Origin of the sequence: Paraburkholderia bengalensis, from assembly GCF_037126505.1 — a bacterium.
GTDB classification, from domain to species: domain Bacteria; phylum Pseudomonadota; class Gammaproteobacteria; order Burkholderiales; family Burkholderiaceae; genus Paraburkholderia; species Paraburkholderia bengalensis.
The window spans coordinates 1-18,418 of the sequence record NZ_JACFYJ010000131.1 but is presented as its reverse complement, the minus strand read 5'-3'; the positions used below and the strand labels follow the sequence as shown (position 1 = coordinate 18,418).

The 18,418-nt window shown below is 62.1% G+C and carries 11 protein-coding genes and 3 pseudogenes; 7 read left to right on the top strand and 7 right to left on the bottom strand.

The features are described 5' to 3' along the window. Positions 1–1,351 precede the first annotated feature (1,351 nt). Both H3V53_RS38915 and H3V53_RS38910 read left to right on the top strand, forming a co-directional pair. The gene (locus H3V53_RS38915; RefSeq protein ID WP_336602376.1) at positions 1,352–2,530 is read left to right on the top strand and encodes a glycosyltransferase; all 1,179 of its coding nucleotides are present in this window, start codon (positions 1,352–1,354) and stop codon (positions 2,528–2,530) included. 2 nt (positions 2,531–2,532) lie between these two features. Next, positions 2,533–3,297: a polysaccharide deacetylase family protein gene (locus tag H3V53_RS38910; protein ID WP_336602378.1), complete on the top strand. Its 765-nt coding sequence runs from the start codon at positions 2,533–2,535 to the stop codon at positions 3,295–3,297. A 464-nt stretch (positions 3,298–3,761) separates the two neighbouring features. Here the strand turns inward: H3V53_RS38910 and H3V53_RS38905 are convergent, their stop codons facing one another. The 4 genes from H3V53_RS38905 to H3V53_RS38890 all read right to left on the bottom strand — a co-directional run bounded on the left by H3V53_RS38905 (position 3,762) and on the right by H3V53_RS38890 (position 8,041). Then, a complete protein-coding gene (locus tag H3V53_RS38905; RefSeq protein ID WP_336602375.1) occupies positions 3,762–4,586 on the bottom strand; it encodes a MipA/OmpV family protein in 825 nt (274 codons plus the stop codon). Continuing rightward, complete coding sequence (locus tag H3V53_RS38900; RefSeq protein WP_336602374.1) at positions 4,583–5,473, bottom strand: alpha/beta hydrolase; 891 nt, start codon at positions 5,471–5,473, stop codon at positions 4,583–4,585. Before H3V53_RS38900 ends, H3V53_RS38905 begins: the two co-directional genes overlap by 4 nt. A gap of 11 nt (positions 5,474–5,484) precedes the next feature. After that, positions 5,485–6,336 (bottom strand): DUF4118 domain-containing protein, encoded by an 852-nt coding sequence (locus H3V53_RS38895; protein WP_336602377.1) that lies wholly within the window; start codon positions 6,334–6,336, stop codon positions 5,485–5,487. Positions 6,337–7,744: 1,408 nt separating this feature from the next. Continuing rightward, positions 7,745–8,041, bottom strand: a complete 297-nt coding sequence (locus H3V53_RS38890; RefSeq protein WP_336602373.1) for a DUF4148 domain-containing protein — start codon at positions 8,039–8,041, stop codon at positions 7,745–7,747. Positions 8,042–9,027: 986 nt separating this feature from the next. On the opposite strand from H3V53_RS38890, the gene H3V53_RS38885 reads away from it, so the two are divergent. After that, the gene (locus H3V53_RS38885; protein WP_336602372.1) at positions 9,028–9,690 is read left to right on the top strand and encodes a response regulator; all 663 of its coding nucleotides are present in this window, start codon (positions 9,028–9,030) and stop codon (positions 9,688–9,690) included. After that, positions 9,687–10,193 (top strand): annotated as a pseudogene (locus H3V53_RS38880) (two-component sensor histidine kinase); the annotation flags it as partial. The gene H3V53_RS38885 and the pseudogene H3V53_RS38880, both read left to right, overlap by 4 nt. A gap of 574 nt (positions 10,194–10,767) precedes the next feature. Here the strand turns inward: H3V53_RS38880 and H3V53_RS38875 are convergent. After that, positions 10,768–11,294: pseudogene (locus tag H3V53_RS38875) on the bottom strand (DUF2975 domain-containing protein). A 458-nt stretch (positions 11,295–11,752) separates the two neighbouring features. Between H3V53_RS38875 and H3V53_RS38870 the strand changes: the two are divergent. From H3V53_RS38870 to H3V53_RS38860, 3 genes and pseudogenes are all read left to right on the top strand, one after another. Beyond that, positions 11,753–12,301: a hypothetical protein gene (locus H3V53_RS38870; protein WP_336602371.1), complete on the top strand. Its 549-nt coding sequence runs from the start codon at positions 11,753–11,755 to the stop codon at positions 12,299–12,301. A 35-nt stretch (positions 12,302–12,336) separates the two neighbouring features. Further along, on the top strand, positions 12,337–17,034 hold the full coding sequence (locus H3V53_RS38865; protein WP_336602370.1) for a hypothetical protein: 4,698 nt from the start codon (positions 12,337–12,339) through the stop codon (positions 17,032–17,034). A 360-nt stretch (positions 17,035–17,394) separates the two neighbouring features. Then, positions 17,395–17,509, top strand: a pseudogene (locus H3V53_RS38860) (PDDEXK nuclease domain-containing protein); the annotation flags it as partial. On the opposite strand, the gene H3V53_RS38855 reads toward H3V53_RS38860, so the two are convergent. Further along, positions 17,503–17,979 carry a hypothetical protein gene (locus tag H3V53_RS38855; protein ID WP_336602369.1) on the bottom strand — a complete coding sequence of 159 codons (477 nt, stop codon included), beginning with the start codon at positions 17,977–17,979 and terminating at the stop codon, positions 17,503–17,505. The pseudogene H3V53_RS38860 and the gene H3V53_RS38855 overlap by 7 nt on opposite strands. A 5-nt stretch (positions 17,980–17,984) precedes the next feature. Then, positions 17,985–18,227 carry a hypothetical protein gene (locus H3V53_RS38850; protein ID WP_336602368.1) on the bottom strand — a complete coding sequence of 81 codons (243 nt, stop codon included), beginning with the start codon at positions 18,225–18,227 and terminating at the stop codon, positions 17,985–17,987. Positions 18,228–18,418 lie beyond the last annotated feature (191 nt).

The window sequence follows — 18,418 nt, the reverse complement described above, 5'->3', positions numbered from 1 at the left end:
AATCCAACCGCATCCCCTTTGACTACAATGGCGCGCCTTGAGGACAGGAATGTTATGTTTTCAACGGCGACGCCGTTGCAAGGGAAGGCATGAAGGGCAGGCTCTGCTCGATATTCGCGCGGCCTCCTCGAATCGCGTTCAAACGAGCCGGTTCAAGGCAGAACGAAACCACGTTAATGGCCGCTTCGTGAGCCGAAGCGCCGCCCGAATGGCCACACCACGGACGTATCCAACGACCGCTGCTGGCCGAATCCCGGCCGAGGGCCCATCTGTTCGATGCGCGCGATACGGCAGGTCGACGGTCGTCACGTTAGACGATGAAGCCGCAACCACGCCATATGCATAAACAAGCCGTGCAATCATGCAAATCATGCCACGCAAGGCCTGACGGTTTGCACGGGAGTGACCGGGGGCATCGCCCGCGTAGGCGGACGTTCAAAGGAGCGCGTGACGACTGCTATGGACGCTGTTCCGGTTCCTTTGTGGGCAGTCTGGTCGTGCCATGGATTCGCCAGTACAACGCGCGCGATTCGATGCAGCAAGCACTTTGCAAGGCAGACCGCCGTTGCCATGCGGTCGCGCTAGCAATGCGCCGGTTGATCACTGCAAACAGCGCAGTGGCCCTACGAAAGGGCATCTCGAGCGACGACCCGTGCGCGCTCTGCACGGCTGTGAAAGAGGCAGCGGTGCTACGCGATGCCGACACTGCAGAGAAGCACGCCGCAATGCCGATCGGCGCAATGCCGTCAGCAGCGGCGGCCTCCAGGGCATGAACTGCCAAGCCGTCGACATCTGGCAGTTCTCTTGGCGGCGAACCGCGGCCGGCGCATCCGCATCCAGCATGCGGCGCACCGCCAGGCGTGCCATAGGCGCAGGCACCTGTCCGGTCTTGGCCGGCACCACAGCGCCGTCTCACCCAGCACGGGCGCTGCCGCAAGACTTTCCCACGGATAGTTGCGCAGATTTGCGACGCTGCGATTCCAGGACACGCGCACCCGCCAGTCGCCCCCGTCGCCGCTCCCCCACGAAAACGTCACAGCATTTTCGGCGGCTTAAGCATTTCTTAATGTTTGGTGCTCAAAATTTAGCGTCGGGATGCAGCAATAGCCACTTGTTACGTGCGCGATGCTGTTGTACCTTGCGCCGTCGCGGACATAACGCGATACGTTCACGGCATCAATGCGGCGACGGATATGACGAACACAATAGGTGCGGCTCACCCCGACTTTTCTGCAGCGAATTTTGATTCATCAGTGTATTTGTAGCAAACGTGCATACATACGCTCACATGCAGTCTTCAGCAATTTGGTAACAGAGCCCCTTGCCCGGGAAAGCTTCAACGAGCGTGCGAATGCGGATCCTATACACGAACTTTCACCGACATCATGGTGGGGGGCATGACACTTACCTGCTTTGCCTGATCGCCGCACTTGCCCACGAACATGCGATTACGGTAGCTGTGCCGGGTTCGAGCCGACTGTATGGTCTGGCATCAAAGATTCCAGGAGTACAGGTAGCCAGTATTGACTACTCCACCCGCGGGGGCAAATGGTGGCACAAGTTTTCGCAATTGCGACGTCTGATTTGCCGTGGCAACTTTGATGTCGTCCATGTAAACGGCTCAGCTGACCACAGACTGGTAATGCTCGCCACGTCCGCAGCTCGAAAACGGCCGCGGATCGTATTCACAAAACATAACGATTACTCAGCCCGCAGCGCCGGCAATTTGCTGCGTGCGTGGCTTGCCACCGATCACGTCATAGCGGTCAGCGACTTCGTGGCGAGCAATCTTGTCAGGTCCCCGTATCGCCGACGACAGATCACCACCATTCGTCATGGGATAGATCACGACCGGTTCGCTCCGACGTCACGGGATGACGTGGGCGCGATCCGCGCACGCTATTTCGGCGCAGCCCATCGTGGCAAGGTTGTGCTGGGAAGCACCGCGGGAACCAGCTACGAAAAAGGCTGGCTGGATCTGCTGACCGCCATTAGCCACCTGCCGTCACCTGAGCGCAACAGCTTCCTTGTCATTATCGCTGGTTCGATGCCAACTGAAGACTTGCGGCTTCGGGTAGAGAAAATGGGATTGACGACGCAGGTCGTTTTCACCGGACTGCTGGACGACGTGCGGCCTGTTCTTTCGGCGAGCGATGTCGCCTTTGTGCTATCGCATCGGGAAACGTTGTCGTATGCGTGCCGCGAAGCAATGGCTATGGGGTTGCCCGTGCTCATCTCGCAATCAGGCGGGTTGCCCGAGAATGTAAAAGAAGGTGTGGATGGCTGGATCGTTCCGGTGCGCGATCCCCATGCCATTGCCGCTGTATTGAAGCGAATTCTCAGGGATCCGGCGGGGGTTGGGGTCATGGGGTGCGCGGCACGCGTCAAGAGCCAATCCGAGTTCGGGTTGACACCGTTCGTCGCCGCCACCCTGGCGGTCTACGGCGCGGCACCACCGTCCAGTGAACGGCGCATGCCGTCGGTCAGCATGGGGAACGAATCGCTTGGTCAAGTGGTACCGTCACGCTGATGATCTCAATCGCAATCCTTACTTACCATCAGATCGCGGAAGTGCCCCCACATGGGACGCCACTGCGAGCCCTAACGGTGTCCCCGGCGGACTTCCGGCGCCAGATGGCGTGGATGCACCGTCTCGGGTTCCGCGGTCTGTCCATGCGCGACCTTATGCCGTATTTACGGCGTGAGCGAACTGGTAAGGTCTTTGGCATCACCTTCGACGATGGCTTTCGCAACGTCCACCAGCATGCAATGCCAGTACTGGATGCATTCGGGTTCACGGCCACGAACTATTTCGTGTCCCATCAACTCAATGGGACCAATGTCTGGGATCGCGAGCTGGGCGTCCCAGACGCTCCGCTAATGGGCGTACCGGAAATGCGCGAATGGGCACGAGCAGGCCACGAGGTCGGCTCTCACACGCTTGACCACGTGCATCTGCCAAAGGTTCGGCCGGAGGAAGCACTTCGTCAGATCGTGCAATCCAAACATGAACTGGAACAACTTCTCGGTGATCCTGTGACGGCGTTTTGCTACCCGTATGGTGAGCAAGAACCCGCACATCGGGAAATGGTCAAGGATGCCGGGTATGTAAGCGCCACACTGACACAACGCGGTCGCGCGTCCGTCAGCGACGACCCATTTAGCTTGCCGCGAATCACCGTCTCTTCCCGGAGCATTTTGCGTTTCTTGCAAAAGAGCCTGACCCGTCACGAGGACATACGCCGGAATTCGCCGCGCGAGATCAGACGCAAGACCGATTCATCAAGCTTGGTTTAGTCCGCGATTACGTAGGAATGGACATCGTCGGGCCTGCCAGGCACGTGCCGCGCGCGCCGTGTCGACGGGTAGCAGACAGTTGGGTTAATGTGTGCATCAGACCTCGCTTCGAGGGCGGTTACTCATCTGTCTGGTGTCTTGTCCCAGAATATCGATGTTTTTCTTTATCTCGGGCTCGCATGGCAGGCTGCTCGTGACGACATGTGCAACAGTCCCGCTGCTCACGCCGCTACGATTGTGTGTATCGCCTCGTTCACTGCGCATTCATAAGCCCACTTCCGCACCGGATGCTATCTAGCACCCGCAGGAGCATCGCCCCGATCAGCTTCTCTGGAGCCATGCTCGGCCGGCGTGAACGTGTCGTCGCCGCGCATATTCTGCTGCGGTGGGTGAGTTTCCTACACCAACGGCTTTGCGATCTGTCTCATTGACTTCCATGCGACCAATTTCCGCAGCCTGTTAGCCTAGAACCGATAGTTCACGGACGCTAGCGTATTAAGCTCGCTTCTGCGCTCCGTGATTGGGCTTCCGCCCGCGTAGTGTTGCAGACGCCCAAGCGTCACTGCGACGGAGGCGACCCAATGCCGGGAGATGTCGTAGCTTGCATAACCGTTCAGATGCACGTCCCTGATACCCGAGCTCGTGTTGTAAGCGGGCAATCCGGACGCTGCGCTTTGACGCTCCGACACCCCAAAAAAAGTTCGGGTATAAAGCGCATCGGCCCACGTGAAGCCTGGGCCGAACGAAAAGAGCCAGCCGCCTGCGGGTAACGACGCATACAGGTCGGTCGTGACGTACTTCCCTTGCCCGTGCCCGCTAATGTCCTGATACAGCGCAATAGAACCTGTAAACGCCCAGACAGTGTAATCAGCGAAGACTTTCAGCTTCGCGCTGCTGTCCACGTCGCCGAGACCATGCAGATGCGGATCATCCTTTTCCTGACGTGACTGAAAGTCCAGACTGATCGACGTGCCGACGTGGTAGTTCTCGCCTCGCAACACGTTCAGCCCCAAGACGTCAGGACCTTGCGAGAAGACGCGATCATTCCATGAGATATCCAGGGCCGGATATGGGATGTAGCGCAGTTCGTGGGAGCCGGGATATTGCGGCGTGACTATCAGGCCCGGGCCGAATGCGACCTTCCAGGGGGTCGCCGGCTCTGCCGCGCTGGGAGCCAGTGCTGCGGTGCCCGCAGGACCGCTCGCGTCGGCGAGTGCGCCGATTGCATGTGTGCCGAACAAAACCACCGTCGCGAGCTGGGTGAAGGAAATACGTGTTGTGCGCATCATGCCTTCACCCTGCCAACCGCCGCGAGCTGCCTTAGGCGCCGCGCCAGCGCTTTCGACACCACCGGAGTGCCACTCAGGTCTCCGGTTCGGCTCGCCAATTCGCTCTCGCGCAGGAACAGCGCGGTTTCGCGCGCAACAATTTCGCGTTCGTTGTCGGAGGTAATCATGTGATACGAGTCGTCGAGCCAGATCGTGCGCAAGAAAGTTGATGCAATCGACGAGGCTACGAAGCGTGGGTTTCGCGGGCTAGATGTTTCGTCGTCGATTGCATGGATGATCAGGCAATCGTTTCGAATCTCACCGACATTCGCGCGTACAAACGCGGCCAGTCGACTTGCTTCGTGCAGAGCGGGAAGAGAAATCGTGGCCGGGCCAATCTCGCTAAAGTCGTCGCGCTCCATCGCGCGCGCGACCTTGGCGCGAAGTGCTTCATTGCGCAGGCCATACGGCTCCGACTCGCGATAGCGATAGCGCCAACGCAGCGGTGAGTAATACGCCCAGTTCAGCAAAAAGCGGTACCAGGGAATCGCCCAGCCGTCGTACGTGAGCGTCAGCGACAATAGTGCGACCGACTGCGCCTGTGGGCGCCGGTGCACGAGCGCGAGGCCCAGCGCGGCTCCGATCGAGAGTCCGCAAACCGACACGCGGTCATAGCGCGCAGCCAGTTCGTCAAACTCATGCGTCGCCGCGTCCAGCCATTGCTCCATGGGTTGCTCGACCGAACCGGCGCTGTATCCACCTAGCACAGGCGCGCACGTGGTAAAACCTTCATCGTTCAGAAAGCGAGACAGATAACGAAGTTCTAGCGGTGAGCTCGACAAGCCATGCAGGAGCAGGACAGCATGTCCGTCACCTTCGTTGAAGATTTGCCTTGCAGAAGTGGTCATCGTTGCCCCCGTCAGTCCGCGAAGCGCAACACCAGGAACTCGCCTGCGTGCGTAGTGAAACGTTCGCAGACGCAATCGACGAGCCGAGGCACACTGTCGCCTGCCAGTCCCGGCGCGTCCGCTCGTGCACTATCACTCGTACCCGGGACGACCGCTGCGTGGGGGCGCAACCGCAGGCGGTGCGAACCCGGGCAAAGTGTATGCGACAGGCGGCGGATATCGTCGGGCTCGACCTCCTCAAATCGCGGACCGGGCGCTATATCGGCCGGCGGGCGCCGGTATCCGGCGGAAGGCTTTATTGCGGCATCGAACTGCTGAGCGACGCCGTCGGTACCAGCCGGCGTCCGCTCAAGCGCCTGAATCAGCACGAAAGACGTGTGATATTGCGACAGATGACGCAGCAGACGATGCGTCTCGTCGACGGCACGGCGCGCCAACATCCGCTCATTGTCGTGGCGGAGCAGCATTTCGTAACGGGACTGCGCGACCGCTGCAATCAGTTCTGCACGAAACTGCGCCCGGCGCAGCCTCTCAACCAGCGTGATCACGACCAGCGCGACAAGCGGATATGAAACAACGAACAGCACATCGTAGCGATTGATCACCCCAAGTGTGGCGTACGGCGGCACGAACAGGTAATCGGCAATACATAGCCCCGCCAGCAGTACCGTCAGCGCAGGCGCAAGGCCGAAATAATATTCGACGAGCACAGCTGCAATACTAAACGCCGTACCAGGACCGACAGACCCGAGCAACGGATGCAGAAGCAACCGAACCCCGCTCGCGACGCATAGCGCGACGATTGCTGCGATCCATCGCCGCGCTCCCCTGGGTGCCCAGCGGCGAGCATTCTGAACTTGCATGTTACCGGATCCTCGCTCGAAACGAGGGGTACGCGTTGGCCCAAAATAGACTGATGGCCAGAGAGCCTCCAAAAAACTAACTGAATCCTGTCAAACGATAACATATGTTGCTTACGTTGCTTACCGGCCGTCCCCAACGTGTAAGGGGCGTGCCTGCCCATGCGTGTGGATGTCGGAACAGCCGTACGCTTATCGACGGCCAATGCCACAAAAATCCGCACGGTCGCGACGATGGGCGGCAACCTTCTGCAACGGACGCGCTGCCTCTACTTTTTCGATACGGGCCGCAGGCCTGAAACGAGCGCGAACCCTGCACGGGCGTTACCGCGATGGCAAGCGCTAACCGGATGCACGCCATAATCGGAGCGAGCAAGCATCGCATCGCCGTGCATCCGTCGGATCTGTGGCATGGCTGCCCTCGACGCAACGGCACATGTCGGGCTCGCAAGGCTAACGGTGCTGCAGTTTGCGCAATTCCATCGCTTGCTCCGGGACACGCCGCCGTCGACACCTGCATGAACGCAATCATGAAGAAACTTGTCGTGTCGGGCGCCTTTGTCGTCGGCTTGTCGACGAGTGCCATCGCAGCAGGAGCAGGCGTGAGGAACTGGCTAGCAGCGCGGGCGGCACGCGCGGTAGCTGGTCCACCTGCGGTGCAGGCATGAGCGACCCGCCGGGGGGCTCGCACAGCGAGGCGAGGAGCGCGGGCGGCGTGGGCGATTGGTCGGACGGGGGACCACGGGCGTTGGCCGCCGCGGCCACCCGCGCATTCGTTGCGCTGGGCCGCATGCTTCGCTCCCTTAAGAAATCCTTACGCAGAAGCGAGGTCGATGCATCCCACAATCGTCGAACGCATAAGCCGCTGTGGTTGGCAGTACGCCAGTCGTCACTGTTTCATTAGTCACTCTATATTCCGTAGTACCGAATATTAGATTCGTGCCAGATTCTTATGCGAGCGCGTTTCCCGGCAGGTCACGGCGCGCTCGACAGCAGCGACATTGTCGCCTTGGACGCCGATCGTGCAATTGTCACCGGTGCTTCCGTTGCTACCGATGCTGCTGCAACTTCTGATAAAAGAGCGAGCAAGTACCCATTTGAAGCAGCAGGATACTAGACTTCAGCGCCCGTCGCTTAAGGGTTTGCTAAGGCATCGGCCCCTATACTTTTACTGTCCCAGCGGATGACCTTCCACGCAGGTGGTTGAGCTGCAGGTATCGACGATGCGTCACCTCCGTCGATCCCTTGCCGTGACCGCCTTTTCGAGGGCCCGGCAGTTTTGCCGGGCCTGCTTTTTCTCGTGTGGCGGCTGCGGTGAACTGACGCCGCTCGCGTGTGGGCGCATACGCCACGTGCCACGTTGTGACGCGGCGAGTAGGCGGTAAAATTGCCCACTCGCGCTACTGCTCTGTCAATGGTGTTCGAAGAACTTGCCGCCGCTATCACTATTGATTCGCGAACCGGACTGCGAGAAATTCAGCGGCGCAGCACCGTACTCGCTCGCGGACTGTCGCCCTGCCCCAGAAACATCGGAGCCGTAGTCGGGGTAATGCACCTTCGACTGATGCAGTACGCCGTTCTTCTCTGCCTGCGTGACCTGCGCCTTCACTTCGTCGCGCGTCGATCCGTTCGAATCAGCCTTTGCATACGAAATCATGGGCATCGCAAGCGACCCGACGATCAGTGTAATGGTGAATGACGTTTTCATTGAACTCTCCTTCTGTGAGCAAATAATCTGTCCAGCATACGCCGTGTCCAGATCTGGGAATCGTGTTACTGCGAATTCAGATTATTCTCCTCAACTTAACTGTTCCTTATACGATCACGATTGCTTCCACCATACGCCGGAGATCGATTCTCGATTGATGACGCGGAATAGGATAGAAACACTATGCATTCCTAAGCATTCGCTAAGCCACGCACATTCATAGTGCCCCTTATAGCTGCACAGCGTTGTCAAATCGCTCATCGCCAGAATCGGGGCTAGCACAGTGTCGAGCGAAGACGTGCATCGTTGCAGAACAAGCTCCCGGAAGTCAGGGTCGTCTTGGACAAGATCCTTCCCACCACTGTCGGCGAAACGGGGGCCGTCCACCTCGCCGCCCAGGCAGGTCTGCGGCACGCAACTGACTGACGTGCCTGGAGTGAGGCTCTACATCAGTACGGGTGCGTTCGCGGTACTGCTCAGGCGGAGCCTGCCTGAACATGAAACGCGCGGTCATCGATACGGGACCATTTATCGCAACAGCCGCACGCGTCGCTGGGTGTAACCTATCCACTCACGCGCCCGAACAGCTCGGCAGGCCGGCCCCTATCGCAATCGCGCGTGTAGCAACACAAGCCTCGAAGCTCGGCGACATGACGAACTCTCGTCTCATCGTGGTCCACGCGTCGAAGCTGGCGGACGCCCAACAACCTCGCGGGCGCTATGAAACGCATCAGGGGTCTCGAAAAGTCCTCGGACGCCGCCGCGCCTGCATTAAAGCCCGGGGGGCGGTGGCTGACTGCCGCAAGCCGGACCAGTCAACCACGACGCGCCCCAGCCCTGCGCGACTGCTCGCCGAGCCAAGCGAAGTGCAAAAAGACACTTACTGATATGCTCCCGCAGCGAGTTTCCGCCCGCGAGGCGTTTCCTCTTAAGCCTCCCGTAAGCAGCTGATGGCAATAATCCGGTCATTCTGGAGATGCGGCACCATGCGGCTGTTGCTGGTGGAAGATGACGAGATGATCGGTGAGCCCGTCGCAACCACGCTGCGGCACGCCGGCTACGCGGTGGATTGGGCGCGAGACGGGCGTGAAGCCGAATTGTCGCTCGAACACGATGTCTACGACCTTGTGCTACTCGATCTCGGCCTGCCGAAATCAGACGGAATCAATGTGCTCGCCCGCTACCGGCGTCAAGGTGGAAACGCTCCCGTATTGGTCCTCACTGCGCGTGACACCATCGAGAATCGCATTGCGGGTCTCGATGCAGGCGCCGACGATTATCTGGTCAAACCTTTCGATCTCGACGAACTGGCTGCGCGCGTGCGCGCATTGCTACGTCGCCGCGCTGGACGAACCTGCCCTGTCTATTCGCACGGCGACCTCGTGCTGAACCCCGCCAGCCAGGAGGTGACGCTGAACGGAGAACCGCTTTCGCTCGGGCCGCGTGAATTCAGCCTGTTGCGGGCACTTATTGAAGAACCGACGCGACTCTATACCCGCTCTGAGCTGGAAGACAAGCTGTATGGGTGGGGTGAAGAAGTGAGTAGTAATGCAATTGAGGTTCACGTGCACGGCCTTCGCCGCAAGCTCGGCGCCGAGCAGATCGTGACGGTCCGGGGTGTCGGCTACCGTCTTAAGCGATGCGAATGACATCGATCCGCCGTTGGCTGCTCGGATGGCTGATTGCCGGACTCGCCGTCTCGGCATTGGGAGCCGGCTACGCCATTTTCCACACAGCGCGCGAGGAAGCCAGCGAACTGTTCGACTACGAACTGCGCACGGTGGCTGAATCGCTGCCCGCAAATATCGGCTCGGCCGACACGGTCCTGCAAAGCCAGCCGGATTTCGAAGGTCTGTCCGAAGACCGTCTTTTCATCGAGGTCTGGGGTCAGACAGGAGGGAGCGTATACAAATCGCTCGGACGGCTTGACCTTCCCCGCTTCCCGGCGGGGCTGCGCACCATCGAGCGTGACGAGTATCACTGGCGGGTGTACGGCGTCCAACGGGGCGATAGATTCATACAGATTGCGCAGCCTGTCTCCGTGCGTGAGGATCTGGCGCTACGGCTCGCCTTACGTACCCTCGCACCACTGGGGTTGTTCATCCCCACGATTATCGTCATCGTGCTCTTCGTGGTCAGACGAGGGCTCGCAGGGGCATTCGTCCTTTTCGTGCATTTTCCGGCGGTGACGGCATGAGCGGCCGCCTGTAGAAAGGCTGAGCGGCCTCACACGCTTTTGCAAATTGAGGGATTTTCAACCCATTGATCTGAAAACGTTTTCTCGTGCGAACCGCCAGAAAATGCACGAAAAGGACGAACACCCCAAGCAGGCCGATGAGTTGCTCGCGGGCAAGCTTGCCACGGCGGTACATAGGGAGACGAAGCAGACATTGACGGTGCGCACGCGGTGGGATAACCGGGCAGCTGGAGATCTGGTCTACGGACCCTTTCCGAACGAATACGCATTGAGTCAGCTATCCACGTGCACTTGAGTGCTGGGGTGCGGGCCGCGCCGAGCGACTGGCATCGATCGACGCGACCTTCGACCAGTCGTTCGAGTTTGGTACGGCAGCCGGGTTCGTCGCCTGGCTTGCCTCAACGGACGAGGTCTGGTTCTTCCTCGACCCGGTCGACGAAGCCCACGGCGGCGGCCAACTTCCTGGAGCGGACTTTGCGGCACGCAAGCATCAGGTCCAATCGCATGCTACTTGCCATGACCGCCGCCCCTACACGAATTGCCGATGTTGCGCGTCAAGCTCACTTGCCCGTTTCAGGACGTGTGCGAGAATCGCAAAGGAGGCCGACAGAAACAGCGCAACGACATACGGCGAGCCAAAACCAAGGTGATCACGCGGTGTCCTGGCGGCTCGCGCATGGTCGACCACACACTGAGTAACGGATCGCAAAGCAGGCTGAGGATCACCCAGATACCCGCGGCCTTGCCGGCCCCGGCAAGATGGGTCGCGGCGGCGGGGGGAAAATAGTCCCGACGGGCGTAGAGCCGGAACAACCGACTCAGGTCTCGCATGCCACGGACAAGCGCAAGCAGCGGCACACTCGAGATTAGCGCCGCCCCTGCTTTCTGCCAGTGTGGCAGGCGCGAGACGTCCACGCCCAGCGCGGAAATTAGGCTGTCCGTGAGGCCAAAGCCGAGGCCGTGTCCATTCGCCACGGCGTTCAGACGCGGGAACCACCAGCATGCCGCATTGAGCACCAGCATGAGCACGCCCAAGCAGACCGTGAGCACGGCCATTGCCTGGCTGATCCGCTCTGATCCGCTCAAGGTGATGAAGTCGATGAAGGGTCATATTCAGGTTTGCGAAATAAAATCGGCTCACGATGATGCCCGTGAAATTATCGTAAAACAATCATTTGTCCATGCGCTGGCGCAAACCGCCCCCTGCCTCCTCTTGCAACCGAAGTGCCAGGCGAGGCGGCGGCCCGTTACCGCCGACGGCGAAAGCGGCCGCGCGCACATTCAGCGGCACCGTGCCGGGGGCAGGCCCACCGCCCCGCGCGCGGCGACCCTGTATGTGCATTTTTTTCGCCCGCGTCTGTTGGCCAGCACACTGACGCGGGCATGCATGGGCGCATACTGCTCACTCCGGGCGCGCGCCGCGGGCGCTCATCGCCACCGTCACACGGTCAGGCGTAGTGCGACGGTTTTAGCGGACTACGGAAGGCGAGCGTCATCGCTTCGAGGAGCAGGACATGGATGCCATCGTGACGCAGCTTGTTCAGGCGCTCTCAATCGGCGCGATCGCGGCGGGCAAGGATGTCGCTGGCGAGGTGGTGAAGGACGCGTACGGCGCGCTCAAGGCGGCCGTTGCGACGCTGCTGAAAAAGGATGACACGACGCAGGCAACGCCCCCTAAGTCCGAAGCCGAGACCGGGCCCGACGCATCGGCGGACGACGAATCGAACGACGACCCCGGCCACGATCCCGAAACATTGCGGCAGCGTGTCGCGCACCTTGATCCCGCCGACCTGTCGACGCTACAGGAGCGCATTGACGCGCTGCGCGAGGCGTTGCAGAGCGCGCTGAGTCGGCCCGGCGCCGGCGAGGTGCTCAAGGCGGATCCCACAATCAATCTGTGCATCCGCGATGGCACCTTCCTGTACGACGACGTCACGCTGCGTACCGGGGGGACGGCCAACGTTGACATGCGTAACACCACCTCGCGTGGCAAGACGTTCACGGTCGAGGCTGACCTGTCGCCAGGCCAGAGCGCTGCGACCGGGGACGAACGGAAAAACTGACAGGCGCGCCGTTAGCGGCCGGTACGCGCGCGCCAGTGAGCACTCAGGCCCTCAACCAGATCACCGTCCATTGCGGCGCGCACGTCGAGATCGGGCAGCTTATCCAGACGGTCTATCTGAATCGCTCTTTTGTTGCGAGAGACTATGACATCGCGATGAGCCGGTTTGTCGCGGACCGGCTCGCGGCGGACTTCACCGGGCGCGAGGCGTGCCTGGCCGCGCTCGATGCGTGGGCCGCCGACGCGAGGGCCGCCCCCAACCTGCTGCTCCTGGGCGCGGCCGCGCGGGGCAAATCGACGCTGCTCACGCAGTGGGTTAGCAGGCGTGCCGACACCGCGAACGTGATCCTGCTTGCCATCAGCCAGACCTATGGTATTGACCGGGAGCTCGACTTTTTCCCCGCGCTCGCCCGTGCACTGAGCGTCACGTTCGCGGAGCTCGGGCGCGCGCCCGAGGAGCCCGAGGCGTGCCGGGCGTTCGCTCATCGCGCGCTTTACGCGTTAGCGGCGGGCCATGCTCCGCTGTTGCTCGTCATCGACGGACTGGACGAAGCGGATGAATGGGTGTTGGGACCCGCCATGTTTCCGGTGCGCCCGGCAGGCAGCCCGATACGCATCGTGGTGAGCGCACGCGAGCAGGCTGATGATCCACAGGGTGCGCGATATCTGATGGAGCTCGGATGGACGTATTGCGCCGAGTCGATCTCGCTGCCCCTGCTTGAGGAAAAGGCGGTGCTCGCGCTCTTGCGGAGCGCATCGGGCGCGGTGGGTGGGTCCGTGCTCGATCGCTATGTGCGGGTGGCCGGGGGCGATCCGCTCGTGGCAGGCCTGCTTGCCGCCGAGCTCAGGCAAGGCAACGCGACGCTTTGCGACAATGTCATGCGGCGCACGAACGATGCGCTCGCCCGGGTCCTGCGCGCCTGGCTCGACGGTCTGTTTCAGCGCATCGAGGCGCACGAACGGGCCACTGCGGGGCAGTTGCTGGGTGTGCTGTGCGTGGGCCGCGCAGCGATGACGCGGCGGGACCTGCGCATCGTGATGAACGTCCCCGAAAGCCTGGTCGACCGCGCATTGCACGAGGCCCGCGCCCTGATCTCCGGCGATGCGCTCCATGGCTATGTGCTTGGGCACCAGCGCCTGGCCGAGGCGCTTGCGCCCATGCTGGCGTTTGATCGCCAGGCGCTTGACGAAGGCTTTCGCAGGCTGATTGACGATGCGTTGACGCACGCGCGCGACGGCTATCCCGAAGATGCGAGCCTGTATGCCCTCACCCACGCCCAGGCGCACCTGCGGCTGGAGGCGGCCACGGGGGCGCAACTCATGCAACTGCTCAGCGCGAGCTGGCTGCGTGCCGTGCGGGAGCGAACGGGCAGCATCGCCGCGTTTCTTCACCTGGCCGCCCACCTTTGCGATCAGGCCCGGCATGCAAACGCGCAGGGCGCGCTGCGCGGCAGGCTGCTGGTGGCCGCGATGGCCGAGCTGCTGGGCATACTGTGGCGCGTGAGTGCGATCGAGTTCGATGCGCTGGCGAAACCGCGCCTGCTTGAGACGGATACGTGGGCCGAGCGCGAGCTCGAGGCGCTACGTCTGGCGTACCGGCCACCCGCGGCGGGCGCGTTTCCCGAACCGCCGTCCTTTGACACGAAGTTGCTCACGCGATTGTGCGAGGTACGCCACCATATCGTGCCCACCTCCGTGCCGCTGTGGCGGGAGATCGTCAACCTGGCGATGGAGCGTGAGTTGCGCGATCTCTCGACGTACGGCTTCGGCAATGGCGAGGCGGTCATTGCACTTGTCGAGCAGCTCGCGCCCGATTTTGACGCGGTGGCTTTCGTGCAGGGGATCTCAGCGCCCGAGGCGAGGATTGAGGGACTGCTCTACCTGATTGACTGTCGCGATCCAGGCTCGCGCGACGCGTGGGTTGCCCAGATCAGGGCGAGCCTGACCCAACGGAAATCGTCCGGCTTGCGGGCCTGGGGACTGGTCGAGCTGGCCGCGCGTGGCTATGCATCATTTGACGAGGCGCTCGCACAATGTCTGGATTTTGCCGCCCAGGGCTACAACGAAACGGGGAAAGCGGCGAGTTGGCTTATCCGTCTCATTGAGAGCGAGCTCGCGCGCAGGGACGACACCGGATGGCTCGATGCGCTCTTTGAGCGGATCGCCGCGTCGGTGGATGACGAACAGTGGACCAAATTGTCCGAGGTGCTTGCGCTCTTTCTGCTACACGGCACGGCGGCCCAGCGCGAACGCGTCATGCCATCGCTCTTTCGACTGGGGTACTGGCACAAGATCTACACCGCACTGGAGCTGGCCGCCCCGACGTGGGACGCTGGCACCGTGCGCACGTTCGACGCGCTGTGCCGCAACCGCTCTAGCGCGCACACGCAGGCGGGTGATCCACGCGATACGCCACAGGTCATCCACGCCGAAACCATTCTTCTACCCGCGATCGCGGACATGGGGGACGACACGCTGTGGCTGGCTCGAGCGTTTGCCATCATTGCGACGGGGGCCGCGGGCGAGGCGCGCTACCTGGCTGCCGCCCGCGCGCTGCAGTGCGTCGCGCACGTTGACCTGTCGCACACGGACGATACGCTCAGGCGGTCGCTGTACCGGGCGTGGTGTCAGCTGGCGCGGGAGGTTCAGGCCACTGCACCCACGGATGCGTGCGCAGATGCGTCCACGAATGCACTCACTGATGCGGGCCCTGATGTGATCCCTCATGTGCTCGCTGATTCGCTCGCCGATGCAATCCCTGATGTTCAGACGCTGGAGCGGTGCTTTCGCGAGACCATCACACGCTATGAGCGCGAGCTCCGGGCACCGTGGCGGGGATGGGAGTGGCAGCACGACGGCAGTGAGGATCCCGAGGAGATCGCACGCGCGTTGTGCGCGCATGTTGATACGTGGGGAGAACGCGCACTCAGGCAGAGCTCGCTTGACTACCTACCCGACGTGGCCCTTCAGGCCGCGCTGAAGCACACACAGCACGTACGTGATCGCGATCTGCGCTATGCCCTTGAAGTGGCGCTCACGCGTGTGCTGCAAAAACGTTTGGGCCCACGCGCCGATGAGCGCGCCGCGAAGCTCGTTCTCGCGCTGTGCGAACTTGTTCTGGCATCGAAGGCCCCTAATGTGGATAGTGCCGCCTGCGCGCTGGAAATGGCACTGCAGGCAGGCGAAAACGGCTATCGCGCGCTTGGCGCCATCCGGGTGCCGACACCGTGGAGCGTGCCCGCGCCGCTCGAATCGGCCTTACGGGCGGTACTGGACGCGTGGCGCGCAATCGGGCTACGCCACCCGGACACCCCGTTTCCGGCGCATGTGGCCGCGCGTCTGGACGGGTGGGTGCCGCCTGACGAGACGTTCATCGATTCCCACGAGTTGTGTGAGTTCGTTGGCGCGACGACCGATCCAACGCTTCACGCGCAACGGGAGGCGGCCTTACTTGGACGGATCGAGGCCACGTCCCCGGGCACGCCCGCGCTGCGCATCCTTCGTCACGCGGCGGGTGTGATCGCCACGGTTCAGGATTCGCGCCACTGGGCCGAGATAATTATGGGTTCGGACACGCAGCCCGAGGGCGGAGACGAAGCGCTCGCCGGGTGGCTACTTGATTGTGCGTATCGGGCCCGAACCTTTGTGAGCCACGATATCCAGGCGGCTGCGTTCGCGAGCATTGGCCGGCGCGTGAGCGACGTCACGGATCCCCTGTGCCGGGCAAGGATCCTCCATGCCATTGACCAGTCACTGGGACCCGCGGAGATGGAGGCGTTCCGGACGTTTGTCAGCGAGCTCAGACGTCAAGGTGAGGTGGCCACCAGTCAGGACGAGCGCGTTGAGCCGCTGTTGCCTCTGCTGCTTGCGCATTTGCCAGAGGAGGACGTTCAGGCCGTGGTGGACGGCTGGATCGCCCAGGCTGACGAGGATAACTTCCACTATCGCGCGCAAGGCCTGGGGGAGCATCTTGAACCCAGACACGTGCGCGTGCTCATGCCACACGCGCTGGCGTCCCTGACATTCACGGGACGCAGCTGGGAGGCGGCGGCGTTTTTCGCGCGCCTGCCCGGGTCTGAATGCGAAGCGGTATTCGCCCAGTGGGTGGCGTGGTTATCGCACGCGGGCTCACCGGAGGACATGCGCAGGTTTGTGCGGGCGAGCGCGGCATTCGCGCCCAAGCGGTTCGCGTATGACCAGATCGTGTGGATTCTGGAGAACGAGGAGCATGCATTGTGGGAAAGCGACGCCAGCTCCCTGCTCGAGCGGCTGGGTATGCCAGAGCTGACGGGGCTGAGGCCACGCATGATCCAGATGGTGCGGGAGGAAGGATTCACGAGTCTCGTGAGCTCGTTTGTACACAGACTGCCGCCGCTCGAGGCGCTCGATTATGTCGCGGCCTTGCGCGAGCGTGGGCTGATGTGGCAGGCGAACGCGGCACTGGAGATCGTGGCACACAATCATGTCGCGGCCCTCTCGCGGCGTGATATCGCGGCGTTACTCGACGGGCAACCGGACGAACGCCTGCTCAACGAGCTGTCACTGGCGCCGGCGGCCTCACTCGTGGAGAAGGACAGGATCTGGGCGGCCATGGCGCAGCCATTGCATGGATCGACCAGTCTGCCCGACGCGATTTCCCACATGATGCAGATGCTCGAGCTGCATCACCGCATGGGTGGGCATGACGAGGCACTGGCGGCTCATATTCTGGATGTGGCGACGCTGTTTTACTGAGGCGGTGGTTCGCCGGCACACATTGGCGCCGCCGCTCACGGGACATGCGCCCCGCCGCTCTCGCCGTGTAACGGCCGGGGTGACCCGCGAGCTGTTGCGCTGTTGCCGGGGATGAACGTGCGTGGCGAATCGTGGCGCCGTTTCATATTTTTCAAGGTGCTCGCCAACCGAAGCCGCCCAGCCCGCGGCCACCGAGCCAAGCGCGGCCAGCCCGTGCAGCCCCGTGTTCGATGCATCGTCGCGCACGCGCGGCCGCATCTTCAGCGCATCGGCGATGGCCTGCAGCCATGGCTGACACCTCACCCCACCAACGACCACTTTCAGTAAACCGCCCTCGTGCTCGGCGACGCGGTTCCGCATCTGGAGGATGCCATCCTGCGCGAGATGGAGCAGTTTCTTCTCGAGCTCGGTGCAGGCTTCACGTTTGTGGCCCCGTCAAAAACGCCTGCTGATTGATCAGGACGATTTTTACATCTCGACCGCGTCACTTGCGGCCGCCCACTCGCCTGCCAGTAGCCACAGCGGTGCGGCGTGATTCCCGAAATGACTGTCAGCATGATTGCCAGCCTCGGCGCCGCGAAACGCCAGGCCTGCGGCCCGTTGCGCCAGCGACGACCAGCACGGCGCCAGCCATGCGCAGACCGTCTGTGCGGGCAGCACCCGCCGCGCCGCGGGCCCCACGTCATCCTCTAGGTGACGGCGGGCGGCGGCCAGTGCCGCGTGATCCGCGAAGGGCGTTGTGGACTGACCTTCAAGTTCACGGACCAGTACCGTCATCGCTGACAGCGCGCTGTCATCCGGATATTCGGCGGCCAGTTCTTCCAGGGCCGCTCGCGCAGCGGCGCCATCGCGGTGCTGCAACTGATCGACGACGCCGTTGCGCAACTCCACGTCGCAGCTGTCGGCGAAGATATCGAGCTGCTGTGCGGTCTGCTGCATCGTCATCGCGCTCAGAAGAGTTGATCGTGAAGAGCGCTCAGGCTAATCCATTTCACCGTGCTGCGAAAGGCGCGTCCGTCCTCATTGACCGACTCGATGATCACGCGCTGGCCGCTCGCTTCGGCGATCACGCGCACCGTCCGCTGCCCGTAGCGCATCAGCGCGCCGATCGGGGGACAGGCCGGGGCCTTACGCCTGACCTTGAACCTGGTTCGCCCTGTTCTCCCCTTTTGCGGGCGAGTCTTCTGTTTCATCGCGGCTTACCCCCGCTTCCGGCGGATCGCCGGCTTGCCCGCCGTCGCCGGTGCGGACGCTGTCTTGCGCGCCGGCGAGCCGCCGCCGGGCGAGGGACAATCGAACGCTTGATCGCTATGTTTCAACACGAGCGGCCATCCAATGCGCGACGCCTTATTCTCTCGTTGGCTATGTCCGTCAGACGGCAAGC

Bases quoted from the DNA above. Each gene is read 5' to 3' on its own strand.
- H3V53_RS38915 (WP_336602376.1), top strand. From the start codon at position 1,352: ATGCGGATCCTATACACGAACTTTCACCGACATCATGGTGGGGGGCAT.
- H3V53_RS38905 (WP_336602375.1), bottom strand. From the start codon at position 4,586: ATGATGCGCACAACACGTATTTCCTTCACCCAGCTCGCGACGGTGGTT.
- H3V53_RS38900 (WP_336602374.1), bottom strand. From the start codon at position 5,473: ATGACCACTTCTGCAAGGCAAATCTTCAACGAAGGTGACGGACATGCT.
- H3V53_RS38895 (WP_336602377.1), bottom strand. From the start codon at position 6,336: ATGCAAGTTCAGAATGCTCGCCGCTGGGCACCCAGGGGAGCGCGGCGA.
- H3V53_RS38890 (WP_336602373.1), bottom strand. From the start codon at position 8,041: ATGAAAACGTCATTCACCATTACACTGATCGTCGGGTCGCTTGCGATG.
- H3V53_RS38885 (WP_336602372.1), top strand. From the start codon at position 9,028: ATGCGGCTGTTGCTGGTGGAAGATGACGAGATGATCGGTGAGCCCGTC.
- H3V53_RS38870 (WP_336602371.1), top strand. From the start codon at position 11,753: ATGGATGCCATCGTGACGCAGCTTGTTCAGGCGCTCTCAATCGGCGCG.
- H3V53_RS38855 (WP_336602369.1), bottom strand. From the start codon at position 17,979: ATGACGATGCAGCAGACCGCACAGCAGCTCGATATCTTCGCCGACAGC.
- H3V53_RS38850 (WP_336602368.1), bottom strand. From the start codon at position 18,227: ATGAAACAGAAGACTCGCCCGCAAAAGGGGAGAACAGGGCGAACCAGG.